Origin of the sequence: Streptomyces sp. NPDC007164, from assembly GCF_040634135.1 — a bacterium.
Taxonomy (GTDB): domain Bacteria; phylum Actinomycetota; class Actinomycetes; order Streptomycetales; family Streptomycetaceae; genus Streptomyces; species Streptomyces sanglieri.
The window spans coordinates 59822-81548 of the sequence record NZ_JBEYFB010000031.1 but is presented as its reverse complement, the minus strand read 5'-3'; the positions used below and the strand labels follow the sequence as shown (position 1 = coordinate 81548).

Genomic DNA, 21727 nt, shown 5'->3' with positions numbered 1-21727 from the left:
GCCAATTCGACTCCGCGCGTTCGCCCCGGGCCCGCCGCGGCACCGGACCGTACCTCGGCCTTCACCGGCCCGCGGACGGAACCGGCGGGGCGTCAAGCGCTGTTCTGGCCAACGGCGACACGCGTGCGCCGCAGTGCCGTGGTGACATCGGGGGCCGCCCGCCTATGGTCTGAGGGCGCGCAGCCGGGCCGGCCGGTCGCTCCATCGCCTTGGTCGAACGACGCATCGCACAGGGAGAAGCCGTGTCGCGTGTCAATCCCGTTCTGGCACGGGCCCTCCGCACAACTCCCTTACTCCGCCTGGACGTCGCCCACCGGGGCCGGGTCCGGCGTCTGGGACTGAAGCTGGAGGACCACGGCCCCACCGGATCGGTGAAGGACCGCAGCGCCGTCGGCCTGTTGCGGTCGCTGCACGACGAACGGCCGCTCGTCCCCGGCACGGTGGTGGTGGAATCCACCTCGGGCAACCTGGGCCTCGCCCTGGCCCGGCTGCTGCCGACGCTCGGCTGTGACTTCCTTGCCGTGGTCGACCTCAAGACCCCGCACTCCACCCGCCGCAGCCTCGCCGACAGCGGAGCGCGGGTCATCGTCGTCGACCGGCCCGACGGACTGGGCGGCTATCTGCTGAGCCGGCTGAGCCGGGTGCGCGAACTGTGCGCGGACAACCCCGGGTACCGCTGGCCCGACCAGTACGAGAACTGGGCCGCGCCCGCCATCCACCGGCGCATCACCGGACCCGAACTCACCGAGCAGGCGGGACCGGAACTCGGCGCGGTGTACGTACCGGTCTCCACCGGCGGCACCCTCGCGGGCATCAGCGCACACCTGCGCGAGCACCGGCCCGACGTGACCGCGATAGCGGTGGACGTACGCGGCTCACTGGCCGTCTCGGGCAGTGCCGGACGGCGCCTGGTCCCCGGCATCGGAGCCAGTCGGCCGTCCGTCTTCCTGAGGACACCGCACAGCTACGACCGCGCGGTGCACGTCGACGACATCGAGGCGATCGCCGTCTGCCGGATCATCGCCGAGGACATCGGGCTCGCACTCGGCGGCTCCAGCGGCTGCGCGGTCCGCGCGATGCTGACCGATCAGGAAGCGGCCGGGACCGACGGCCGGCTCGCGGTCTGCCTGGCCGCGGACGGTGGAGCCAAGTACCGCGACACCCTCTACTCCGACAACTGGGCGAACGAACAGGGTGTCGCCAAGGAGATCACCTCCGCCGTGGAACAACTGCGCAGCGAAGGACTCTTCTTCGACCGGAAGCACCAGGAGCACTGAACATGGGCACCAGCACCACCCTCGACCGGCAGCGGACGCGCCCCGGCCACCGGCAGTTCCTGCCGCTGGTGCAGGCCGCCACGCTGATCGAGTGGACCGGAACGGGACTCTTCCTCGCCGTCTCGACCATCTACTTCGTCAAGGTCGCCCACCTCGGCACCGCGACCGTCGGCACCGGCCTGACCATCGGCGGGGCCGTGGCCCTCGCCGCCGCCGTACCCATCGCCCGGCTGGCCGCACGCCACGGGCCGAAGCCGGTACTGATCGGTGTGATGCTGCTGCGCGCCCTGGCCACCATCGGGTACCTGTGGGTCGACGGCTGGTGGAGCTTCCTCCTCGTGGTCTCCGCCATCGCCGTCACCGAGCAGTCCTCGCCCCCACTGGTCCAGTCGTACGTCGGCGCGCGCGCCCCGGAGAGCCTGCGCGCGAAGGTCATGGCCGTGCAGCGCACCGTCGTCAACCTCGGCATCAGCCTGGGCGGGCTGATCGCCGGAGTCGCCCTGGGCTCCGGATCGCCCGGAGCCTTCCGGCCGCTGCTGATCGGCGGCGCGCTCGCCTATGTCGCGGTGGCCGCGGTGTACGCCACCGCGCGGCGTGAGGAAGCCACGGCCGTGGCCGGCGGCGCCCGGGTGGCGGAGCTGCTGAAGGACCGCAGGCTGCTCGGCTTCACCGCGTACAACGCACTGGTGTCGCTCTGGATGCCGGTCCTCAACGTGGCCTTCCCGCTCTGGCTCGTCACCGAGACCGACGTACCGGAGCGCTACGTCGGCATCCTGTACGCCGTCAACACCGTGCTGTGCATCGCCCTCCAGTACCCCCTCAACCGCTGCTACAGCACCACCCGCCGGTCCTGGTTCTCCTACGCGGCCGCGGCGCTGCTGCTCAGCGGCGGCGCCCTCGCCTTCGCCGCCGCGCCCGGCTTCGGGGCGCGCCGGGCACTGCTGGTGCTCGGTACCGCTGTCGTCCTGCTGACCTTCGCCGAACTGCTCCAGGTCGGTGCCTCGTGGACCCTCTCCTTCGACCTCGCGCCGGAGGGGGCGCGCAGCGCCTACCTGGTGCTGTTCAACACCAGTCGCACCGTGGCCAACCGGGTCGCCGGCCCGGTGCTGATGACCGGCGTCGTCCTCGCCCTCGGCACCGCGGGCTGGATCGTGCTCGCCGGTGTGCTGCTGCTCGGCGCGTTCGTCCCCTTCGTGATGCTCCGCGCGGCGCCCGCCACCGACGGCTGAGCCCGCCCCGTACCGCCCCACCGCAACCGCCCCCTCGCCAAGGAGCCCCGCCCGCCATGGACTTCGAGCAATACCCCGACAGCCACTTCCGCCATCTGACCCGCGCGGACGTCATCGAGGCCGCCCGCGACGTGGACATCGTGGCGGCGGTGGCCGAGGCGCTCCGGCTGCACTCCGCCGGACACTCCGTCCTCCCCGAGGAGGCCTACCTCGGCTGGACCACCCCGCAGGGAGACGCCGCCAGGCTGCTGGCCATGCCCGGTGCGCTCACCGAGGAGGGGCGGGCGCCGGTCATCGGCATGAAGACCATCAACGCCTCGATCGGCAACCCGGCGCGCGGCATACCCCGCGCCCAGGGCTTCACCCTGCTCCTCGACCCGGAGACCGCCCGCCCCCGCGCACTGATGGAGGCCGCCTACATCAGCGCGATGCGCACTGCGGCGGTGACCGCGCTCGCCGTGCGCCACCTCGCGGTGGCGGAGCCGCGCGGACTGGCACTCCTCGGCTGCGGCGCCCTCGCACAGGCACACATCGCGCTGCTGCTGCGCACCGTGCCCACCCTGCGCCGCATCACGCTGTACGACGTGGCACCCGACCGGGCGAAGTCCGTCGCCCACCACATCGCCACGCTGCCCGGAGCGGCGGACATCGAGACGGCCGTCGCCGACGGGCCGCGCGAGGCGGTCCGGGACGCCGACGTCGTCGTGCCCGTCACCACGGTGACCCGGGGATACATCGAGCCGGACTGGCTGCGGCCCGGCGCGCTCGTGTGCCATGTCTCGCTGGACGACCTCACCGAGGCCGCCGTGCTCGCGGCCGGCACGGTGATCGTCGACGACTGGAGCCTGGTCCGGGACGACCCGCGTCGGCTGCTCGGCCGGATGCACCGGGCGGGCACCCTGCTCGGCCCCGACGGCACCCCGCGCCAGGGAGTGACCGCGCGGCCCGGTGCCCGCCCCGTCGACGGCACGCTCGGCGACGTGATCGCCGGACGGCACCCGGGCCGCCGCGACCAGGACGAGATCGTCATCAGCAACCCGTTCGGGATGTCGATCCTCGACGTCGCCGTGGCCGACCGCATCCACGCCCGTGCCGAGGCCGCCGGTCTCGGCACCCGGCTCACGCTCTGAGGGGGATCCGCATGACGATCGATCAGCACATCCAGGAGATCAACCGCACCATGTGGTCGTACGGCGAGTACCGGCACGTCGCCGATCTGCTGCGACCGGGCGCCGTCGAACTGGTCGACCGGCTCGCCCCCGCCCCGGACACCGTCCATCTCGACATCGCCACCGGCAACGGCAACGTCGCCCTGCTCTCCGCCCGGCGCGGCTGCTCCGTCACCGGGCTGGACCTCACCGACGAGTTCTTTCCCGACGCCCGCGAACGGTTCGCACAGGCCGGCGTCAAGGTGGAGCTGCGCCGCGGCGACGCCCAGGAACTCCCCTTCACCGACGCCTCGTTCGACCTGGTGACCTCCACCTACGGGATCCAGTTCGCGCCCGACCACGCCGCCTCCGGAGGAGAGATGGCCCGGGTACTGCGGCCGGGCGGCCGGATCGGCATGTGCAACTGGACGGCGCGCAGCTGGACCGCGCACTTCCAGGAGATCCTCTCCGCCTACTTCCCCTCGCCCAACGGGCATCAGGGACAGCCCATGCTGTGGGGATCACCGGACTACCTCGCCGAACTGCTCGGCCCCGCTTTCACGGTCACCTCCGAACGACGGGAACTCTTCTACCCGTTCGCCACGGCCGAGGACCTGGTGACCTTCTTCGAGAACTGCTTCGGACCCTGCATCGCGGCGAGGAACACCATCTCGCCGCCCTCGCGATGGAAGGAACTGCGCGCGGAAATGGTCGAGATGACCGAGGGATTCCACACCACGGACGAACGCGGCACGGGCGTGCCCGTCGAGTACCTGCTGGTCACGGCCGAGAAGCGGGCGGTCCGGTGATCGGCCTGCCCGAGCACTACCCGCGGCTGCCGCTGGCCGCGGGGGCGCGGGAGCGCGCCGTCGCCGCGGCACTCACCCGCCGCGAACCCTACGAGCTGGGCGACGGGGTGCACGCCCACGTCGAGCGGTTCGCCGCCGCGCACCCCGACCGGACCGCGATCGAGGACGGCGAGACATCCCTCGGATACGGCCGGCTGGCCGACCTGACGCGACGCACCGCCGGACAGCTGGCGGCCGCCGGGATCTCGCGGGGGCAGATCGTCGCGGTCGGCGGCCGGCGCGGCGCCGACGTCATCACGGCGTTCCTCGCCCTGGAGCTGCTGGGCGCCGTCTATCTGCCGGTCGACGCGGGCTGGCCCGCCGCCCGGGTCGAATCCCTGCTCACCGACAGCGGCGCCGTACTGCTGCTGACCACCGGCGAACCGGCGGACAGCGGGGAGCTGGTCAAGGGCGCCCGCGCCGCCGGTGTACCCACCACCACACCGCGACCGGCGGACCGTCCGTACCCCCGGACCGTGCCGCCCGCCCCCGACGAGGTGCGCTACGTCCTCTACACCTCGGGTTCGACCGGCCGCCCCAAGGCCGCGATCGTCGAGCACCGCGGGATGCTCAACCACCTCTGGGCCAAGGTCGACGACCTCGGGCTGAGCGCCGACGACCGGCTGGCCCAGACCGCGCCGCTGAGCTTCGACATCTCCGTCTGGCAGATGCTCGCCCCGCTGCTGGTCGGCGGCCGGGTCCAGATCTTCGCCGACGAGCAGGCACAGGACGGCGCCCTGCTGCTGGCGGAACTGCGCGGACGCGGAACCACGGTGCTGGAGACCGTTCCCACACTGATCCGCTTCCTGCTGGACGCCCAACAGGGCGCGGGAGCGCGGCCCGGCATGCTGCGCTGGATGATCGCCACCGGCGAGGCGCTGCCACCCGCCCTGGCCCGGCGGTGGCACGACACCATGCCGGGCATCCGGCTGCTCAACGCCTACGGCCCCACCGAGTGCTCGGACGACGTCACCCACGCCGAACTCGGCCCACCGGCCGCCGGAGTACGCCATCTGCCGATCGGCTCGCCCATCGGCAACGCCGACCTGTACGTGCTGCGCGAGGAGAACGGGCAGTGGCACGCCTGCGCGCACGGCGAGACGGGTGAGCTGTTCGTCGGAGGGCTCGTCGTCGGCCGCGGCTACCTCGGCGACCCGGAGCGCACCGCACTCGCCTTCTTCACCGACCCCTTCTCCACCGACGGCGGCCGCCTCTACCGCACCGGGGACGCCGTTCGCGTACTGCCCGACGGCCAACTGGAGTACCTGGGCCGGGTGGACCGGCAGGTGAAGCTCGGCGGCGTACGCATGGAACTCGCCGAGATCGAGGCGGTGCTCGGCGGCCACCCCGGCGTCGCCGCCTGCGCCGTCGTCGTCCACACCCCCGACGACACCGGGGCCCTGGTCGCCAGGGAGAGCGCGCACACCCCGGCGGCCTCCCAGCCGCCCCGGCTCGTCGCCTATGTCACCGCCTCCGGCGACGAACCGGCCGAGGAGTCACTGCGCGCCCGGCTGAGCGAGCGGCTGCCGGCGCCCATGGTGCCGCACACCTTCGTCGTACTGCCCCGGCTCCCGCTCACCCGCAACGGCAAGACGGACTACAAGGCCCTGCCCGCACCACCGCGCCGCAGCCGCCCCGACACCCGCCCGTACACCCCACCGCGCGGCGGGGCGGAGAGTGCGATCGCGGACGCCGTCGCCGGACTGCTCGGCACCGGCCGGGTCGGCAGGCACGACAGGTTCCTCGAACTGGGCGGCGACTCGCTGCTCGCCATGCGACTGGTCGCCGCCCTGCGCGGGACGGGATCGGCGGCCGGGCTGCGCGACGTACTGCGCGACGGCAGCCCCGCCGCACTCGCCGCGCTCGGCCAGGACCGGCAGCACACGACCGGCGTCCGCACCGTGACGGTACGGGACGACGGGCCGCGCACCCGGCCGCTCACCCCGCAGCAGGCGGGCGTGTACTTCCACTGGCGGCTCGACCCGCTCAGCCCCTACTACAGCTACCAGGGCTCCCTGGAGCTCGACGGGCCCCTCGACGTGGCACGGCTGGGCCGGGCCTGGCAGCTGCTGCTCGCCGAGAATCCGCTGCTCCTCGCCCGGTTCGCCGAGACCGACGAGGCCGACGGGCGGGAAGTCGTGCACCACTACCCGCACTGGGAGGTTGCGTTCCCCGCCAGCGCCCGGGACGTCCGCGCCGAGGAATTCCGCACGGTGGCCGCCGAGGAGGCGGCCAGGCCCTTCGACCTGCTCACCGAACCGGCCCTGCGGACCGGGCTGTTCCGGCTGCCCGGCGGACAGCACCGGCTCCTGGTCACCATGCACGAACTGCTCCTCGACGGCTGGGGAGCGACCGTGCTGTTCCAGCGGCTGGCCGAACTCTACGAACAGCGGCCCGACGCACCCGACCCCGAACGCGCCACCCGCTACGACCGCTATCTCGACCACCTGGCCGAGCGGCTGGCCACCGAGGAGGTCGCCGAGGCGGGGGAGTACTGGCTGCGCCGGCTCGCGGGCGACCTCCCGGCACTCGGAATCGCACAGAAGCAGCGCCCCGCCACCCCCACCTACCGCGGCGAGATCACCGAGGCCGTCCTGGACGAGCAGCTGTCCCGGCAACTGCACGCCACCGCACTGGCCGCCTCCGCCACCGTCTTCGTACCGCTGCTGGCCGCCTACGCACTGGCCCTGAGCTACTACGGCGACGCCGACGAAGTGGTCGTCGGCGCCCCGATGGCCGGGCGGGAACGGCCGGAGACCGCCGATGTGCCCGCCTTCACCCTCGCCATGCTGCCGCTGCGCCTGGACATCGACCCGGCCGCCACCCTCACCGAATTCACCGCACAGGTACGGGAGACGGTGTACGACGCGTACGCCGCCGCCGAGTACCCCTTCGGCTGGACGCTGCGAAGGCTCTCGGCCGCCTCACGCAGCTCGTCGGCGACTCCGGTCTTCCAGACCATGCTCAACATGCTGCCCTACCCGGCGCGCGCCACCACCGCGTCGGACGTCCGGTTCCGCTTCGTCGAACTGGACACCGGCTACACCAAGTACGACTGCGCCCTGTACGTCCAGCCGCACGGCCCCGGCTGGCTGCTGCTCCAGTACGCCTACCAGCAGGAACTCCTCGACGCACCGGCCGCCCGCAACGTCCTGGAATCAACCCTGATCGCGCTGCGGGCCCTCACCGACCCGCGGCGCGCCGAGCACACCACCGTTCGTTCCCTCGATCTGCTGCCCGGAGACGATCACCGATGACCACGCCGACCCTGCTGGAACGCTTCGCCGAACAGGTGGCGGCCCACCCCCGGGCCGTCGCCCTGCGCCACACCGGCACCGGCGTCAGCTACCGCGAACTCGACGAATGGAGCGGCCGGCTGGCCGCCCGCCTCACCGCCAAGGGCACCGGCCCCGGTTCGCTGGTGGCACTCGCCGCCCAGCGCGGCCCGGCCGCCGTCGCCGGGGTGCTCGCCGTACTGAAGACCGGCGCCGCCTACCTCGGGCTGGACCCCGCGATCCCCGTGCGACGGCAGCGCCGGATGGTGGAGGAGACCGGACCGCACTGTGTGCTCGCCGAGCCCGGACTCGACCAGTTCCCCACCCTGGAAGCACCCCGCGTCACCCTGGCACCCCTCACCGAGGGACCACTGCACCAGGCCCCGGAGCAGGAGCCCGACGAGGACGCGCTGTTCCACATCGTCTACACATCGGGGACGACCGGAAACCCCAAGGGCGTACGCATCAGCCACCGTTCGGTCCGCGGCCGGCTCGAATGGATGTGGCGGGACCACCCGTTCCCCGAGAACGCCGTCCTCGCCGTCCAGAAGTCCCTGGCACTGGTCGCCTCACCCTGGGAACTGCTGGGCGGACTGCTCAGGGGCGTCCCGTCCGTCGTGCTCGCCACCGACGAACTCCTCGACCCGGCGCTCTTCGCCGCCGCCGTCCGGGAGGAACGGATCACCCACCTCTTCCTGACCCCGCAGCTGATCGCCGGACTGCTGGCGGAGAGCGCCGGACACCCCGCCGGACACCGGCCGGTCCTGGTCACCAGCGGCGCCGACACCCTGCCCGTGGAAACCGTCCTGCGCTTCCGCGAGGTCTGGCCCGACGCCACCCTGCTCAACCTGTACGGCATGACGGAGACCGCCTCCAACGTCGCCGCCTACGACACCGCCCGACTGCCCGCCGACGCCGAACGCGTCCCCGTCGGCAGCCCCGTGGCGGGCGCCTCGCTCACGGTCCGCGACCGGCTCGGCCGACGGCTGCCGCCCGGGGCGACCGGAGAGGTGTGGGTGTCCGGGCCGCCGCTGGCCCTCGGCTACGTCGGCGGCGACGGCGAGGACCGCTTCACCACCGACGACGCCGGAGTCCTCCACTACCGCACCGGCGACCGCGGCCGCACGCTCCCGGACTCCGGGCTGGAGATCACCGGCCGCGCCGACAACCAGATCAAGGTGCGCGGCTACCGCGTCGAGCTGGAGGAGATCGAGGCCACCCTGCGCAAGGCACCGGACGTCACCGACGCGGGGGCCTACGCGGAGAGCGAGGACGGCGAGACACGCATCGTCGCCTGTGTCACCGCCGACGAGGAGACCACCCCCGCCGCGCTGCGCGCCTATCTGCGCGACCGGCTGCCCGACTACATGCTGCCGGCCCGGATCCAGCAGGTACCGCGGCTCCCGCTGAGCACCAACGGCAAACTGGACCGCACCGCCCTGCGGACGCTCGTGGCGGGCATCGGACAGGAACGGGCCGCCGGATTCACCCCGTCCGACGCCACCGAGGCCGCCGTCGCCGCACTCTGGCACGAGCTGCTCGGCGCACCGCCCGCGTCGGCGGACCAGAACTTCTTCGACGCCGGGGGCCACTCCCTGCTCGCCGTACGACTCGCCGGCCGGCTCGCGGCGACGGCGGGCCGCCGGGTCCCGCTGCGCCGCATCCTCGGCGCCCCCACCGTCACCGCGATCGCCGCACTGTGCCGCGAGATCCAGCAGGAGGAGCAGATATGAACGACCCATGGCTGACCGTGCCGGGCGAGCAGCCGCAGGGCACCGGCACCCTCGCCGTCTGCTTCGCACCCACCGGCGCCCACGGCTCCACGTTCGCGGGCTGGCGCGGCCGGCTGCCCGAGGACATCACCCTCGCGTTCGTCGCGCCGCCGGGCCGCGGCACCCGTGTCGACGAGGAACCCGTCACCGACATGGCCCTCTACGCCGACGCGGCGGCGGCCGGGATCCGTGAATTGCTGGGCGGGCGACGGCTGGTGCTGATCGGGGTCAGCCTCGGCGCCCTGCTGGCGTACGAGACCTGCCGCCGGCTGCTCGACGCGGGGGTGCCCGTGACGAGGCTCTGCGCCGTGGCGGGACAGTGCCCCGGCGACTTCGACGGCCGGGGCGAGGACGTGACCGTCGAGGACGCCCGCGCCTTCGTCGCCGGGACCGGACTGACCGACCCGGAACTCCTCGCCGACCCCGAGTTCGAGGAGGTGCTGCTGCCTCCCGTCATCGCCGATCTGCAACTGGCCGCCCGCTACGACGGCCGCCGCGGAGCCGTTCCGCAGGTCGACCTGCGCGCGGTGTGGGCCTCCGACGACCCGCACGTGCCCGAGGTCACCGTGCGCCGCTGGGCCGAGTGGACCCGCGGCGAATGCACCCTGCTGTCCGTCGAGGGCGGCCACTACGCCCACCAGGAGAACCCGGGCGCGGTCGTCTCCGCCTGCCTCGACGGTCTCCCCGGAACCCGGCCGTCACGCCGCTCGGTGCTCGGCGCCGGGGCGACCGCTGTCGCCTCCACAGTGCTGGGCCTGGGCGCGGTGGCGTCGGCGGCTCCCGCGGCGCGGGCCGCCGGGACGACCACAACCGCCACCGCCTCCTACGACGGAGACCCCACCGACCCCGTCGGCCTGGCCGTCGCCATGATCCGGCAGAACACCAGCAACCCCGGGGACGGCGCGGTCACCCTGCCGCTCGCCCGGATGCTCCAGGGGATCTTCGGCGCCGCCGGGGTCGCCACCGAGATCGTGCCCACCCCGAAGGACGGCAACGTCCACTTCTTCGCCCGGATCCCCGGCCGCGGCCCGGCCGGGAAGAAACCCCTGGTCCTGCTCGGCCACTCCGACGTGGTGCCCGCCATCGGCGACCGGTGGGAGACGGACCCCTTCGCCGGTCGGATCAAGGACGGCAAACTCTACGGGCGCGGCTCCCTGGACATGAAGGGCGTCAACGCCGCCTTCGTCGCCGCACTGCTGCGCCATGTCCGGGAGGGGGCGTCCTTCGACCGCGACATCGTCTTCTGGTCCGACTGCGACGAGGAGCAGGGCCCGTACGGCGTGCGCTGGTTCCTCACCGAGCACCCCGGCAGGGTGGCGGCGGGCGTGGTCATCACGGAGGGCGGCTGGGTGCTCAACCAGCGCGACGGCGCCACGCCCATGATCGCCTCCCTGACGTGCAACGACAAGCGGTCCCTGCTGCTGCGCCTGGAGACCGTTTCGTACGCCACCCACACCTCCAAGCCGTTCTCCGGGCAGGCGGTGATCCGGCTGGGCGAGGTGCTCGAACAGCTCGGCCAGTGGCGTGCCCACATCCGCCCCAACGCACTCTCCCGGAGATACTTCGCCGAACTGGCCGAGGCCACCACCGACCGGCACTTCGCCCGGGCGCTGCGGGAGATGCTCGACGCCCGCACGGACCGGCAGCGGGACCGGGCGGGGGAGAGCGTGGTGCGGCTCAGCGAGACCCCGGAGCTGCACAACGCGATGCTGCGGACCACGCTCGCCTTCACCGCGGCGCAGTCCGGGTACTACCCGAGCATCGTGCCGGGCACGGCGACCGCGGAGTTCCGGGCCGCCTTCCTGCCGGGCGCCGAGGACCCCGGACGCACCGTCGCCGAACTGCGCTCGCTGATCGGCAACCGGGCGACGCTGAGCGTGGTCGGCAATCCCGGTGAGAACGAGCAGCAGGCGCTGGACCGGCTGCGCGGCTACCTGGCCACCCCCGACTCCGACCACGACACCGATGTGTTCCGCGCCTGGCAGAGCGCCGTACGCCGGACCCATCCCGGAGTACGCGCCACCGCCTGCCAGTTCGAGGCGGTCACCAGCGCGGTGCCGTTCCGGGAACAGAACGTACCCGTGTACGGCATGTACCCGTTCACCGTGAACCGGGACATGCTCAAGCGCATGCACGGCACCGACGAACACATCGGCGTCGAAGCACTGCGACAGGGCACCGAGACCGTCTACCAGCTCCTGGCCGGACTGCGAACGAACCACTGAGCCGCGGGGCGGTCCGTGCGGGCGGACCCGGCAGGGCACGCCCGCACGGACCGTCATTCCACGCTGACCCAGTCGAGGGTGCGCTCCACCGCCCGCTTCCAGTTCGCGTAACCCTCCGTGCGCTGCTCCTCGCTCCACTGCGGTTCCCAGCGCTTCGACTCCTGCCAGTGCTCGCGCAGTTCGTCCAGGTCCTGCCAGAAGCCGGTGGCCAGACCGGCGGCGTAGGCGGCACCGAGCGCGGTCGTCTCGGCGACCACCGGACGGCTGACGGGGACACCGAGCACATCGGCCTGGATCTGCATGCACAGGTCGTTGGCCGTGACCCCGCCGTCGACCTTCAGCACGTCGAGATGGACACCGGAGTCCTGCTCCATCGCCTCCACCACGTCCCGGCTCTGGTAGCAGATCGCCTCCAGAGTGGCCCGCGCCAGATGGCCGTTGGTGTTGTATCTCGCCAGTCCGACGATGGCGCCCCGGGCGTCCGAGCGCCAGTACGGGGCGAAGAGCCCGGAGAAGGCCGGCACGAAATACATCCCGCCGTTGTCCGCGACGGACCGGGCCAGCCGCTCGCTCTCCGCCGCATCGGTGATGATCTTCATCTGGTCCCGCAGCCACTGCACCGCCGACCCGGTGACCGCGATCGAACCCTCCAGGGCGTAGACCGCCGGACTCTCCCCGAACCGGTAGGCGACCGTGGTGAGCAGCCCGTGGTCGGACCGGATGAGCTTCGTACCGGTGTTGAGCAGCAGGAAGTTGCCGGTGCCGTACGTGTTCTTCGCCTCGCCCGGCTCGAAGCACACCTGCCCCACGGTCGCCGCCTGCTGGTCGCCGAGCACCCCGGTGACCGGGACCGCGGCCCGCAGCGGGCGGGAGGTCCGGGTGCGGCCGTACGCCTCCGCGTCGGAGGAGGGGTTGATGGCCGGGAGCATCGCCCGGGGGACACCGAAGATGTCCAGCAGCTCGTCGTCCCAGTCGAGCGTATCCAGATTCATCAGCATCGTCCGGCTGGCGTTGGTCACATCGGTGGCGTGGGTGCCGCCGTCGGGGCCGCCGGTGAGATTCCACAACACCCAGCAGTCCGTGTTCCCGAACACCGCGTGCCCCCGCTCCGCGGCCTCGCGGACCCCTTCGACGTTCTCCAGGATCCACTTGATCTTCCCGCCAGAGAAGTAAGTGGCCGGCGGGAGCCCCGACTTGCGCCGGATGACCTCGCCGTGCCCCTCGTTCTCCAGGGCCTTGGCGATCGAATCGGTGCGGGTGTCCTGCCACACGATGGCGTTGCAGTACGGGCGGCCGGTGCGGGGATCCCACACGACGGTCGTCTCGCGCTGGTTGGTGATGCCGATGGCGTCGAGATCCGTGCCGCTGAGACCGCCGGTGCGCAGGGCGTTCTGCATCACCGAGTTGGTGCGTTCCCAGATCTCCACCGGATCGTGCTCCACCCAGCCGGGGCGGGGCAGGATCTGTTCGTGCTCCAACTGGTGTCTGGCCACCTCGTTGCCACCGTGATCGAAGATCATGAAGCGGCTGCTGGTGGTGCCTTGGTCCACTGCGCCGATGAAGTCCGCCATGGCATGCTGCCTCTCCTGAGTCCCGGCCCGGTGATGGAACCGGGCCTCACTTCTCCGGCGGTAGCGGGATGCTCCCCTCCGGCTCGGCTTCCGCCGAGGGCAGGAAACGGCTGATGAAGACTTTGTAGAAGAAGGCCCCCAGCGGACCGCCGACCAGCGGGCCCACGATCGGCACCCAGAAGTAGAAGTTCCCGTACTGATCCCGCCACGCCCCGCCGTAGCCGGTGAGGAAGCTCGCGAGCCGGGGGCCGAGGTCACGGGCCGGGTTGATGGCGTATCCGGCGTTGGTGCCGAACGCCATGCCGATGGCCACCACGATGAGACCCACGACGAACGGTCCGAGATTGGCACCCGGCGGGGTGTTGAGGAGGTCGGTGACCGCGAAGATCAGCAGCACCAGGATCGCGGTGCCGATGATCTGGTCCCGGAGCGCTCCCCATTCGGTGACCGGGAGCGCGGTGTTTCCGTTGGCGGGCAGGGTGGAGAACACCGTCTGCGTCTTGATGGTGTGCCCCGGGTCCGCCTTCGCCAGCGCCTCGGTGTAGTTCCACCGCACCAGCAGCGCCGCGACGAACGCCCCGGCGACCTGGGCGAGCGAGTACGGCGCCACCTTCTTCCAGGGGAAATCCTTGAACGCGGCGAGGGAGAGGGTCACGGCGGGGTTGAGATGGGCTCCGCTGAGCCGGCCCGCCACATAGACACCCAGGGTGACTCCGAGACCCCATGCCCAGGCGATGCTGTCGTGATTCCCGAGGCCGCCCGGCGGATCGGTGAGTGCGCCGCCCGCCGCCACCTGGGCCACCACACCACAGCCGAAGAGGATGAGAATCATCGTGCCGAGGAATTCCGCGGAGAGTTCCCCGACGAGTCCCGACCGCTTGAGCCGCTCCATGTGGATCTCGCTTCCTGTCGATTCACGACCTCTGCGGCACAGATCCACATCTGAGCGTAGACGGGGGCAGTTGGATCCGCATTCGGTGGCGGACGTGCCGGTTGCCGCCCCTTCCCGGGCGGGAACCGTGCCCGCTCTCAGTCGATGTCGACGTGGTCGAAGACCTCCAGCATCCGGCCGAGCACCCGTACACAGGCCGTCACATCGGCGTCGGTGAGCCCCCCGTCCACCTGGCGCAGCAGCGACTCCTCGCGGGCCAGGGCCGCGAGGATCGCCGCCCGTCCGCTCCCGGTCAGCCGGACCAGCGACGACCGCTGGTGCGCGGGGTTCGGGATGATCTCGACCAGCCGCGCCGCGGCGGCGTCGTTGACCATGCGCTGCACGAACTGCCGGCTCAGCGCCTGTGCCCGGCCCATCTGCGGGACCGTCATGGGTCCGTTCTCACGCAGCAGATCCAGTACGGCGCGTACCCCGACGGAGAGGCCCTCGACCGGGGCGGCCTGCTCCACCTTTCGCTGCACACGCCGGTAGAGCGGGCCGACCAGGGCGAAGACCTCCGTCAGCCGCTGGGCCAGTTCCTCGGGTGTCAGGGGCGGGTCGATGTCAGTCATCCGGCAATTATGACACCTCAGTTGTCAATGTGGCCGGAGAATGGCACCTTGGTTGTCATGAATGCTGCTTCCGAGCTGAACTTCATCGAGACCGGGGACGGGCGCCTCGTCCACCGCGACATCGGCGAGGGCCCGCTGCTGGTACTGCTGCACGGCGGCTTCGTCGACCACAGGATGTGGGACGACCAGGTGCCGGAGCTCGCCCGCCGTCACCGCGTGATCGTCCCGGACGCCCGAGGACACGGCGGATCCGCCAACGCGACCAGGCCCTTCCGCCATGCCGACGACGTGGCCGCACTGCTGCGCCGGCTCGACGCCGGGCCCGCGGTCCTGGCCGGACTGTCGATGGGCGCGGCCACCGCGGTCGACACCGCGCTCGAACACCCGGACCTGGTGCGTGCGCTGGTCGTCAGCGGGGCGGGGACCAGCGAGCCGGAATTCGGCGACCCCTGGTGCGGGCAGGTCCTGGCCGCACAGGCCCGCGCGCTGGGCGGGGGCGACATCGAGGGGTGGCTCGACGCCTTCATGCTCTTCGCGGCGGGCCCGCACCGCACGCTCGACGAAGTCGACGGCACCGTCGTGCGACGGGTGCGCGAGATGGCGGCCCGGACGCTGTCCAAGCACCGCGGCGACGAACCCGACCTGCGGGTGCCCGTCCCCGACACCTGGACGCGGGCGGCCGGGATCGAGGTCCCGGTCCTGGCGGTCAACGGCGGCATCGACGGGGCGGACCAGCTCGCCATGGCCCGGCGCCTGGTGCGGACGGTAGCCGACGGGCGGGAGGTGATCGTCGAGGGCGCCGCCCACTACCCCAACATGGAGGACCCGGACGCCTTCGGCGAGATTCTCGGGGACTTCCTGGCGGGTCTGCGCGCCCGGTAGGGCGGTGCCGGGGTCAGCGGGGGGCGGCGGCCGCCGCGCCGTCCGCCTCCGCGGCGGCCCGCGCCGGGGTGTCGTGCAGCCCCAGGCGCAGGTGCTCGACGTGGAAAAGGGCCTGGTCGAGGAGCTCGGCCACGTGGTTGTCGTACAGCGCGTAGATCACCGAGCGGCCCCGTCGCTCCCCGGTGACCAGGCCGAGGTTGCGCAGCAGCCGCAACTGGTGGGAGCAGGCGGACTGCTCCATGCCGACCGCGTCGGCGAGCTCCGTGGCGGGGCAGGGGCCCTCCTGGAGGCGGGCCAGGATGCGGAGCCGCGACGGGGTGGCCAGGGCCTGCAGGGTGGACGCCACATCGCCGGCCCCCACCGCGTCGAGGCGCTCGCGCGCGGTGGCAGCGGTCTTCGCGTCAACTCCGTGGCCCATGCCCTCATCCTACGGAGATCCATGCATGAATGGATGTTCATGTGATCCTGTATGGTGCGGGGGTCGAACCACTCCGCCCTCTCGCGTGAAGGATCACGCCCATGTCTTCCACCCTCACCCGCCCGGCCGCGCCCACCGGCCCGGCCCGAACGGGGGCCGATGGGCGGCGCACCCGGATCCTGGACCTTCCGGAGGCCCGCTGGGCCGCGGCGGCGCTGCTGCTGTTCCTGGCCGCGATGCCCCTGCACCTGCTCGGCGCTCCGTGGTGGGCGTGGGGCCCGCTGTACGCACTGACGTACGTCGCCGGCGGCTGGGAGCCGGGCCGGGAAGGGCTGAGGACGCTCAGGGAGAAGACCCTCGACGTCGACCTGCTGATGGTCGTCGCGGCGCTCGGCGCGGCGGCGATCGGCCAGGTGCTGGACGGCGCCCTGCTGATCGTCATCTTCGCCACCTCGGGAGCCCTGGAGGCGGTCGCCACCGCGCGGACCGCGGACTCGGTACGCGGACTGCTCGACCTCGCCCCCGCCAGGGCCACCCGCCTCGGCGCCGGAGGTGCCGAAGAGGCCGTGCCCACCGAGGAGTTGCGGGTCGGGGACGTGATCCTGGTGCGTCCCGGCGAACGCGTCGGGGCCGACGGCCGGGTCCTCGACGGGGCGAGCGAGGTGGACCAGGCAACCATCACGGGCGAACCGCTGCCGGTGACCAAGGAGTCCGGCGACGAGGTCTTCGCGGGAACCCTGAACGGCACCGGGGCGCTGCGGGTGACCGTGGAGCGCGACCCGTCCGATTCGGTGATCGCCCGGATCGTCGCCATGGTGGAGGAGGCATCCGGGACGAAGGCCCCCACCCAGCTGTTCATCGAGAAGGTCGAACAGCGGTACTCGATCGGCATGGTGGCCGCCACCGTCGCCCTGTTCGCCGTGCCCCTGGCCTTCGGCGCGGCACTGCAGCCGACGCTGCTCCGGGCGATGACCTTCATGATCGTGGCATCGCCGTGCGCCGTGGTGCTGGCCACGATGCCGCCGCTGCTGTCCGCGATCGCCAACGCCGGACGGCACGGGGTCCTCGTCAAGTCCGCCGTGGTGATGGAGCGCCTCGGTCGGATCGACGCCGTCGCGCTCGACAAGACCGGCACCCTGACCGAAGGCACCCCACGGGTGACCGACATCCGTCCGCTTCCGTCCTCGGGCCTGACCGAGGACGCCCTGCTCACCCTGGCGGCGGCGGCCGAGCACCCCAGCGAACACCCCCTCGCCCGTGCCGTCACCGAGGCCGCCCGCAGCCGGGGGCTCGTCCTTCCCCCGACGGCGGGCTTCAGTTCCGCCCCGGGCACCGGCGTCACCGCCACCGTGGCCGGCCGCACGGTCGCCGTCGGGAGCCCGGCCCGCCTGCTGGACGTCCGTCCCGGTGCCGCCGAACCGGCCGCCGAACTCGCCGCACGCCTGGAGGAGGACGGCCGTACCGCCGCACTGGTCGTCCTGGACGGCACACCCGTGGGCGTCCTGGGCATCGCCGACCGACTGCGCGCCGATGCCCGCTCCACCGTCGCCCGCCTCACCGGACTCACCGGCCGAACGCCGGTCCTGGTCACCGGGGACAACCCGCGCGCCGCCGCCCGGCTGGGCGCCGAGGCCGGGATCGCGGACGTACGGGCCGGTCTGCTGCCGCAGGAGAAGGCGCACACGGTCAGGGGGATGGAGAGCGTCGGGCACAAGGTGCTCATGGTCGGGGACGGCGTGAACGACGCCCCCGCACTGGCCGTCGCCCACACCGGCATCGCCATGGGCCGGGCGGGCTCCGACCTCGCCCTGGAGACCGCCGACGCCGTCGTGGTCCGCGACGAACTCGCCGCCGTCCCCACCGCCGTGGCGCTCTCGCGGCGATGCCGCCGCCTGGTCGTGCAGAACCTGGTGATCGCGGCCGTCTTCATCACCGGCCTCGTCGTCTGGGACCTGGTCGGCACCCTGCCGCTCCCGCTGGGCGTCGCCGGGCACGAGGGTTCCACCGTCATCGTCGGCCTCAACGGTCTGCGCCTGCTCCGCGAGGCCGCCTGGACGAGAGCCGAGAGCTGCCGCTGAACCCGGGGCGGGCATCGACGCGGCTGTTCGGCCGCCGTGCCCTCTTCGAGCGGCACGCCGCCGGCGAACCGGTCAAGGGGTCCGGCAGGGGACGGGGCGTCGGCGGACGGGAAACCCGGTGGGGGTATCGTCGGGGGCGCACACCGCAGGACCCGTCGACCCGTACGACCGAGCAATGCGAGGCAGCCGTGGATCGCGGACGGACACGAGCACCGGGAACGTCCCGGCTGCTGGTGCTCTGTGCCGTCCTGCTCGGGCTGTTCCTCATGCACGGAGCACCCGCGAGCGCCGCGGACGGCTGCCACGACGCGATGGCCGTGACGGCGTCCGCACCGGGGTCCGTGCCGGTGAGCGCGGGCCACTTCGCCGAGCGGGGCGAGCACGGTCCGGTCCGGGCGTCGGACGCGATGTCCGCGATGAACGGCGAGTCATGCGTATTCACCCATGCCCGTGACCGGGTGCTGCCGCTGTTGACGGCGCTGGGACTGGTGCTCCTTGCCGTCCCGGTGCTCACCGGGCGCCGTACGGCCGTACGGGGTCCGGCCCGGCGGGGACCGCCGTTCGCCGGAAGAGAGTTGCTGCTCCAGGTGTGCGTCGCGCGGACGTGACAGGACCGCGCCGGTCCACGGCCCTCCGGGGCCGGACCGGCCGGACGAACCTGCCCCTTTCGCGCGCCACGGACGTGGCGCAGCCACCTGGAAAGAACCTGTGATGTCCGCTTCCCGTTTCTCCGCAGCCCGCCGCCGCACCTTCGCGGCCGCCGGCACCGTCGCCGTCCTCGCTCTGGCACTGACCGCCTGCGGCTCCTCCGACGGCTCGAAGTCCGACGGCTCGTCCATGCCCGGCATGGACCACGGCTCGGCGGGTGCCTCCGCACCGGCCGCCCCCGGAGGCAAGTTCAACGACGCCGACGTGAAGTTCGCGCAGCAGATGATCCCGCACCACCAGCAGGCCGTCGAGATGGCGAAGCTGGCCGACGGCCGTGCCGCCGACCCCGAGATCAAGAAGCTGGCCACCGCGATCGAGAAGGCCCAGGACCCCGAGATCAACACGATGAAGGGCTGGCTGACGTCGTGGGGCAAGCCGCTGCCCTCGTCCTCGTCCTCGATGGGTGACATGCCCGGGATGGACCACGGCTCGGACGGTTCCGGGATGCCCGGAATGATGTCCGGCAAGGACATGGACGGTCTGGCCGCCGCCAAGGGCAAGGACTTCGACAAGAAGTTCGCCCAGCTCATGATCGGGCACCACCGGGGCGCCGTCACCATGGCCGAGGACGAGCAGAAGAACGGCGACAACGCCGAAGCGAAGAAGCTCGCCGGCGCCGTCGTCGCGGCCCAGACCGCCGAGATCGAGCAGATGAACAAGATCATCGACAGGCTCTGATCCCGGCAGGGGTGCGGGCCGTGGCCGTGCGGCGGCCCGCACCCCTTCTCCCGGTCCGGCCGGCACGGGAAACACCTCGCCGCCGACCGCTCAGCCGGCGGGCTCTGGCGCCGCGAGCAGCTTGGCCACCTCCTCCGCGCTCGTCTCCCGCAGTTCCTCGTCGACCAGCAGCCACCTGGTGATGCCGACCGATCCGAGGAAGGCCAGGTCGTGACTGGCGATCAGGAGCGCGCCCTCGTAGGCGTCGAGCGCACCGGTCAGCTGACGCACACTGGCGATGTCCAGGTTGTTGGTCGGCTCGTCCATCATCAGCAGCTGCGGGGCCGGTGCGGCGAGCATCGTCGCCGCGAGGGCGGCACGGAAGCGTTCCCCGCCCGACAGGGTGCCCGCAGGCTGCTCCGCGCGCTTGCCCCGGAACAGGAAGCGGGCGAGCTGGGCGCGGATCTGGTTGTCGGTGACCCCGGGCGCCGTGCGGGCCACGTTCGCCGCGACGCTCAGTTCCTCGTCCAGCACATCGAGCCGCTGCGGAAGGAACCGCACCGGTACGAAGGTCCTGGCCTCGCCGGACAGTGGGGCCAGTTCACCGGTGAGGGTGCGCAGCAGCGTCGTCTTTCCGGCGCCGTTGCGGCCGACGAGCGCGATCCGCTCGGGCCCGTTCACCTGGAGGCTGCCCTCGCGCAGTCCTCCGAACCGGGGGCGCAGGCCGTGCAGGCTCAGTACGGTGCGTCCGGCGGGCACCGCCGTGTGCGGGAGGCTCACGCGGATCTCGGCATCGTCGCGGACCGCGTCGGCGGCCTCCTCCCGGCGCTCGCGCGCCTCGTCGAGGCGTTCCTCGTGGACGCCTCGAAGCCTGCCCGCCGACTCCTGCGCCGATCGCTTCCGGCGGCCGGCCAGGATCTTCGGCAGGCCGCCCTCGGCCTCCGCCTTCCGGCCGTTCTTCTGACGCCGGGCCAGCTTCAGGTGGGTCTCCTCCAGTTCGCGCTTCTGGCGGCGTACATCGGCCTCGGCGGCCCGCAACGTCCGCCCGGCGGCCTCCTGTTCGGCGGCCACGGCCTCCTCGTACGCCGACCAGCCACCGCCGTACCAGTTCACCGATCCGGTGCGCAGTTCGGCGATGCGGTCCACGCGTTCCAGCAGTTCGCGGTCGTGGCTGACCACGACCAGCACCCCCGAGCGCCAGGAGTCGACGGCCTCGTAGAGCCTGCGGCGGGCGAACGCATCGAGGTTGTTGGTGGGCTCGTCCAGGAGCAGGACGTCGGGGCGCTCCAGCAGCAGCGCGGCCAGCCGCAGCAGGACGGTCTCCCCGCCGGACAACTGGCCCACGGTGCGGTCGAGTTCGACGCCGCCGAGGCCGAGCGAGCCCAGTGTCGCCAGGGCCCGTTCCTCGACGTCCCAGTCGTCACCGATCGTCTCGAAGTGCTTCTCGTCGACGTCCCCGGCCTCGATGGCGCGCAGCGCCTCGCGCCGCTCGGCGATGCCCAGGGCCCGGTCCACCCGCAGTGTTGTGTCGAGCGTGATGTTCTGCGGAAGGTGGGCGAGGCTGCCACCGACGGTCACCGACCCCTGGGACGGGCGCAGTCGACCGGCGAGCAGTCGCAGGAGGGTGGACTTGCCCGCGCCGTTGTTGCCGACGAGGCCGACGCGTCCCCGGCCGATGCTGAGCGAGAGCCCGTCGAGGACGGTGGTGCCGTCCGGCCACCGGAAGGTCAGGCCGGAGCAGGTGAGGGAGGCGTGAGGGGTGGTGGGGGTCGCCATGGTGTTCCTCGCATTCGCAAGCGCAGTGAAGGGGGGCTTCGTATGCGAGCACCACGCGGCGACCGGGCGATGGAAAGGGGTGCGGCGACCCTGAGGATCGAGGGACGGCTCATGCACCGAGGTCGCATCCACGCGGGGTCACGGGCAGCGCGAAGCACTGCTACGGCGTGACGGGCGTACGGGCAAGGCCGTACGGCGCGATGTTCGCGAACCTCAGATGCGCAACGTCCACCTCAATCGGAGACAACAGGACTTCGAAACTGTAAACGACGGGGCGAAGGAAACGCAATGTCACCGGGTCCGGGAGCGGACACCGGGACGCGTGGGTGAAATGCCCGCATTTGTGAATTCGTGGCGCGA

General features: G+C 72.3%; 16 protein-coding genes. 11 read left to right on the top strand and 5 right to left on the bottom strand.

Annotated elements, in window-relative coordinates:
* Window positions 1-242 precede the first annotated feature (242 nt).
* From ABZ622_RS29945 to ABZ622_RS29915, 7 genes are read left to right on the top strand one after another with little or no spacing between them, the layout of a single operon-like run.
* A complete protein-coding gene (locus tag ABZ622_RS29945) occupies window positions 243-1277 on the top strand; it encodes a pyridoxal-phosphate dependent enzyme (RefSeq protein WP_360548426.1) in 1035 nt (344 codons plus the stop codon).
* Window positions 1278-1279: 2 nt separating this feature from the next.
* Window positions 1280-2506, top strand: a complete 1227-nt coding sequence (locus ABZ622_RS29940; protein WP_360548424.1) for an MFS transporter — start codon at window positions 1280-1282, stop codon at window positions 2504-2506.
* Between the two features lie 56 nt (window positions 2507-2562).
* Window positions 2563-3636, top strand: a complete 1074-nt coding sequence (locus ABZ622_RS29935; protein WP_360548422.1) for an ornithine cyclodeaminase family protein — start codon at window positions 2563-2565, stop codon at window positions 3634-3636.
* Between the two features lie 11 nt (window positions 3637-3647).
* Complete coding sequence (locus tag ABZ622_RS29930; protein ID WP_360548420.1) at window positions 3648-4463, top strand: class I SAM-dependent methyltransferase; 816 nt, start codon at window positions 3648-3650, stop codon at window positions 4461-4463.
* A complete protein-coding gene (locus ABZ622_RS29925; protein WP_360548418.1) occupies window positions 4460-7759 on the top strand; it encodes an amino acid adenylation domain-containing protein in 3300 nt (1099 codons plus the stop codon). Before ABZ622_RS29930 ends, ABZ622_RS29925 begins: the two co-directional genes overlap by 4 nt.
* Window positions 7756-9510 carry a non-ribosomal peptide synthetase gene (locus ABZ622_RS29920; RefSeq protein WP_360548416.1) on the top strand — a complete coding sequence of 585 codons (1755 nt, stop codon included), beginning with the start codon at window positions 7756-7758 and terminating at the stop codon, window positions 9508-9510. Before ABZ622_RS29925 ends, ABZ622_RS29920 begins: the two co-directional genes overlap by 4 nt.
* Window positions 9507-11774, top strand: a complete 2268-nt coding sequence (locus tag ABZ622_RS29915; RefSeq protein ID WP_360548414.1) for a M20/M25/M40 family metallo-hydrolase — start codon at window positions 9507-9509, stop codon at window positions 11772-11774. The genes ABZ622_RS29920 and ABZ622_RS29915 overlap by 4 nt, the downstream gene beginning before the upstream one ends.
* Before the next feature lie 53 nt (window positions 11775-11827).
* Here ABZ622_RS29915 and glpK read toward each other — a convergent pair whose 3' ends face one another.
* From glpK to ABZ622_RS29900, 3 genes are all read right to left on the bottom strand, one after another.
* Window positions 11828-13345 (bottom strand): glycerol kinase GlpK, encoded by a 1518-nt coding sequence (glpK, locus tag ABZ622_RS29910; protein WP_360548412.1) that lies wholly within the window; start codon window positions 13343-13345, stop codon window positions 11828-11830.
* A gap of 46 nt (window positions 13346-13391) precedes the next feature.
* Window positions 13392-14237: an MIP/aquaporin family protein gene (locus tag ABZ622_RS29905; RefSeq protein WP_360548410.1), complete on the bottom strand. Its 846-nt coding sequence runs from the start codon at window positions 14235-14237 to the stop codon at window positions 13392-13394.
* A 137-nt stretch (window positions 14238-14374) separates the two neighbouring features.
* Window positions 14375-14848, bottom strand: coding sequence for a MarR family transcriptional regulator (locus ABZ622_RS29900; RefSeq protein ID WP_360548408.1), 474 nt, complete (start codon window positions 14846-14848; stop codon window positions 14375-14377).
* A 57-nt stretch (window positions 14849-14905) separates the two neighbouring features.
* On the opposite strand from ABZ622_RS29900, the gene ABZ622_RS29895 reads away from it, so the two are divergent.
* On the top strand, window positions 14906-15730 hold the full coding sequence (locus tag ABZ622_RS29895; protein ID WP_360548406.1) for an alpha/beta fold hydrolase: 825 nt from the start codon (window positions 14906-14908) through the stop codon (window positions 15728-15730).
* A 13-nt stretch (window positions 15731-15743) separates the two neighbouring features.
* On the opposite strand, the gene ABZ622_RS29890 is transcribed toward ABZ622_RS29895, so the two are convergent.
* A complete protein-coding gene (locus ABZ622_RS29890; RefSeq protein WP_360548404.1) occupies window positions 15744-16148 on the bottom strand; it encodes a metalloregulator ArsR/SmtB family transcription factor in 405 nt (134 codons plus the stop codon).
* Window positions 16149-16249: 101 nt separating this feature from the next.
* Between ABZ622_RS29890 and ABZ622_RS29885 the strand changes: the two genes are divergently transcribed.
* The 3 genes from ABZ622_RS29885 to ABZ622_RS29875 all read left to right on the top strand — a co-directional run bounded on the left by ABZ622_RS29885 (window position 16250) and on the right by ABZ622_RS29875 (window position 19612).
* Complete coding sequence (locus ABZ622_RS29885; protein ID WP_360548402.1) at window positions 16250-18226, top strand: heavy metal translocating P-type ATPase; 1977 nt, start codon at window positions 16250-16252, stop codon at window positions 18224-18226.
* A 188-nt stretch (window positions 18227-18414) separates the two neighbouring features.
* Window positions 18415-18834, top strand: coding sequence for a hypothetical protein (locus ABZ622_RS29880; RefSeq protein WP_360548400.1), 420 nt, complete (start codon window positions 18415-18417; stop codon window positions 18832-18834).
* A 103-nt stretch (window positions 18835-18937) separates the two neighbouring features.
* On the top strand, window positions 18938-19612 hold the full coding sequence (locus ABZ622_RS29875; protein ID WP_360548398.1) for a DUF305 domain-containing protein: 675 nt from the start codon (window positions 18938-18940) through the stop codon (window positions 19610-19612).
* A gap of 90 nt (window positions 19613-19702) precedes the next feature.
* On the opposite strand, the gene ABZ622_RS29870 is transcribed toward ABZ622_RS29875, so the two are convergent.
* Window positions 19703-21367 (bottom strand): ATP-binding cassette domain-containing protein, encoded by a 1665-nt coding sequence (locus ABZ622_RS29870; RefSeq protein WP_360548396.1) that lies wholly within the window; start codon window positions 21365-21367, stop codon window positions 19703-19705.
* Window positions 21368-21727 lie beyond the last annotated feature (360 nt).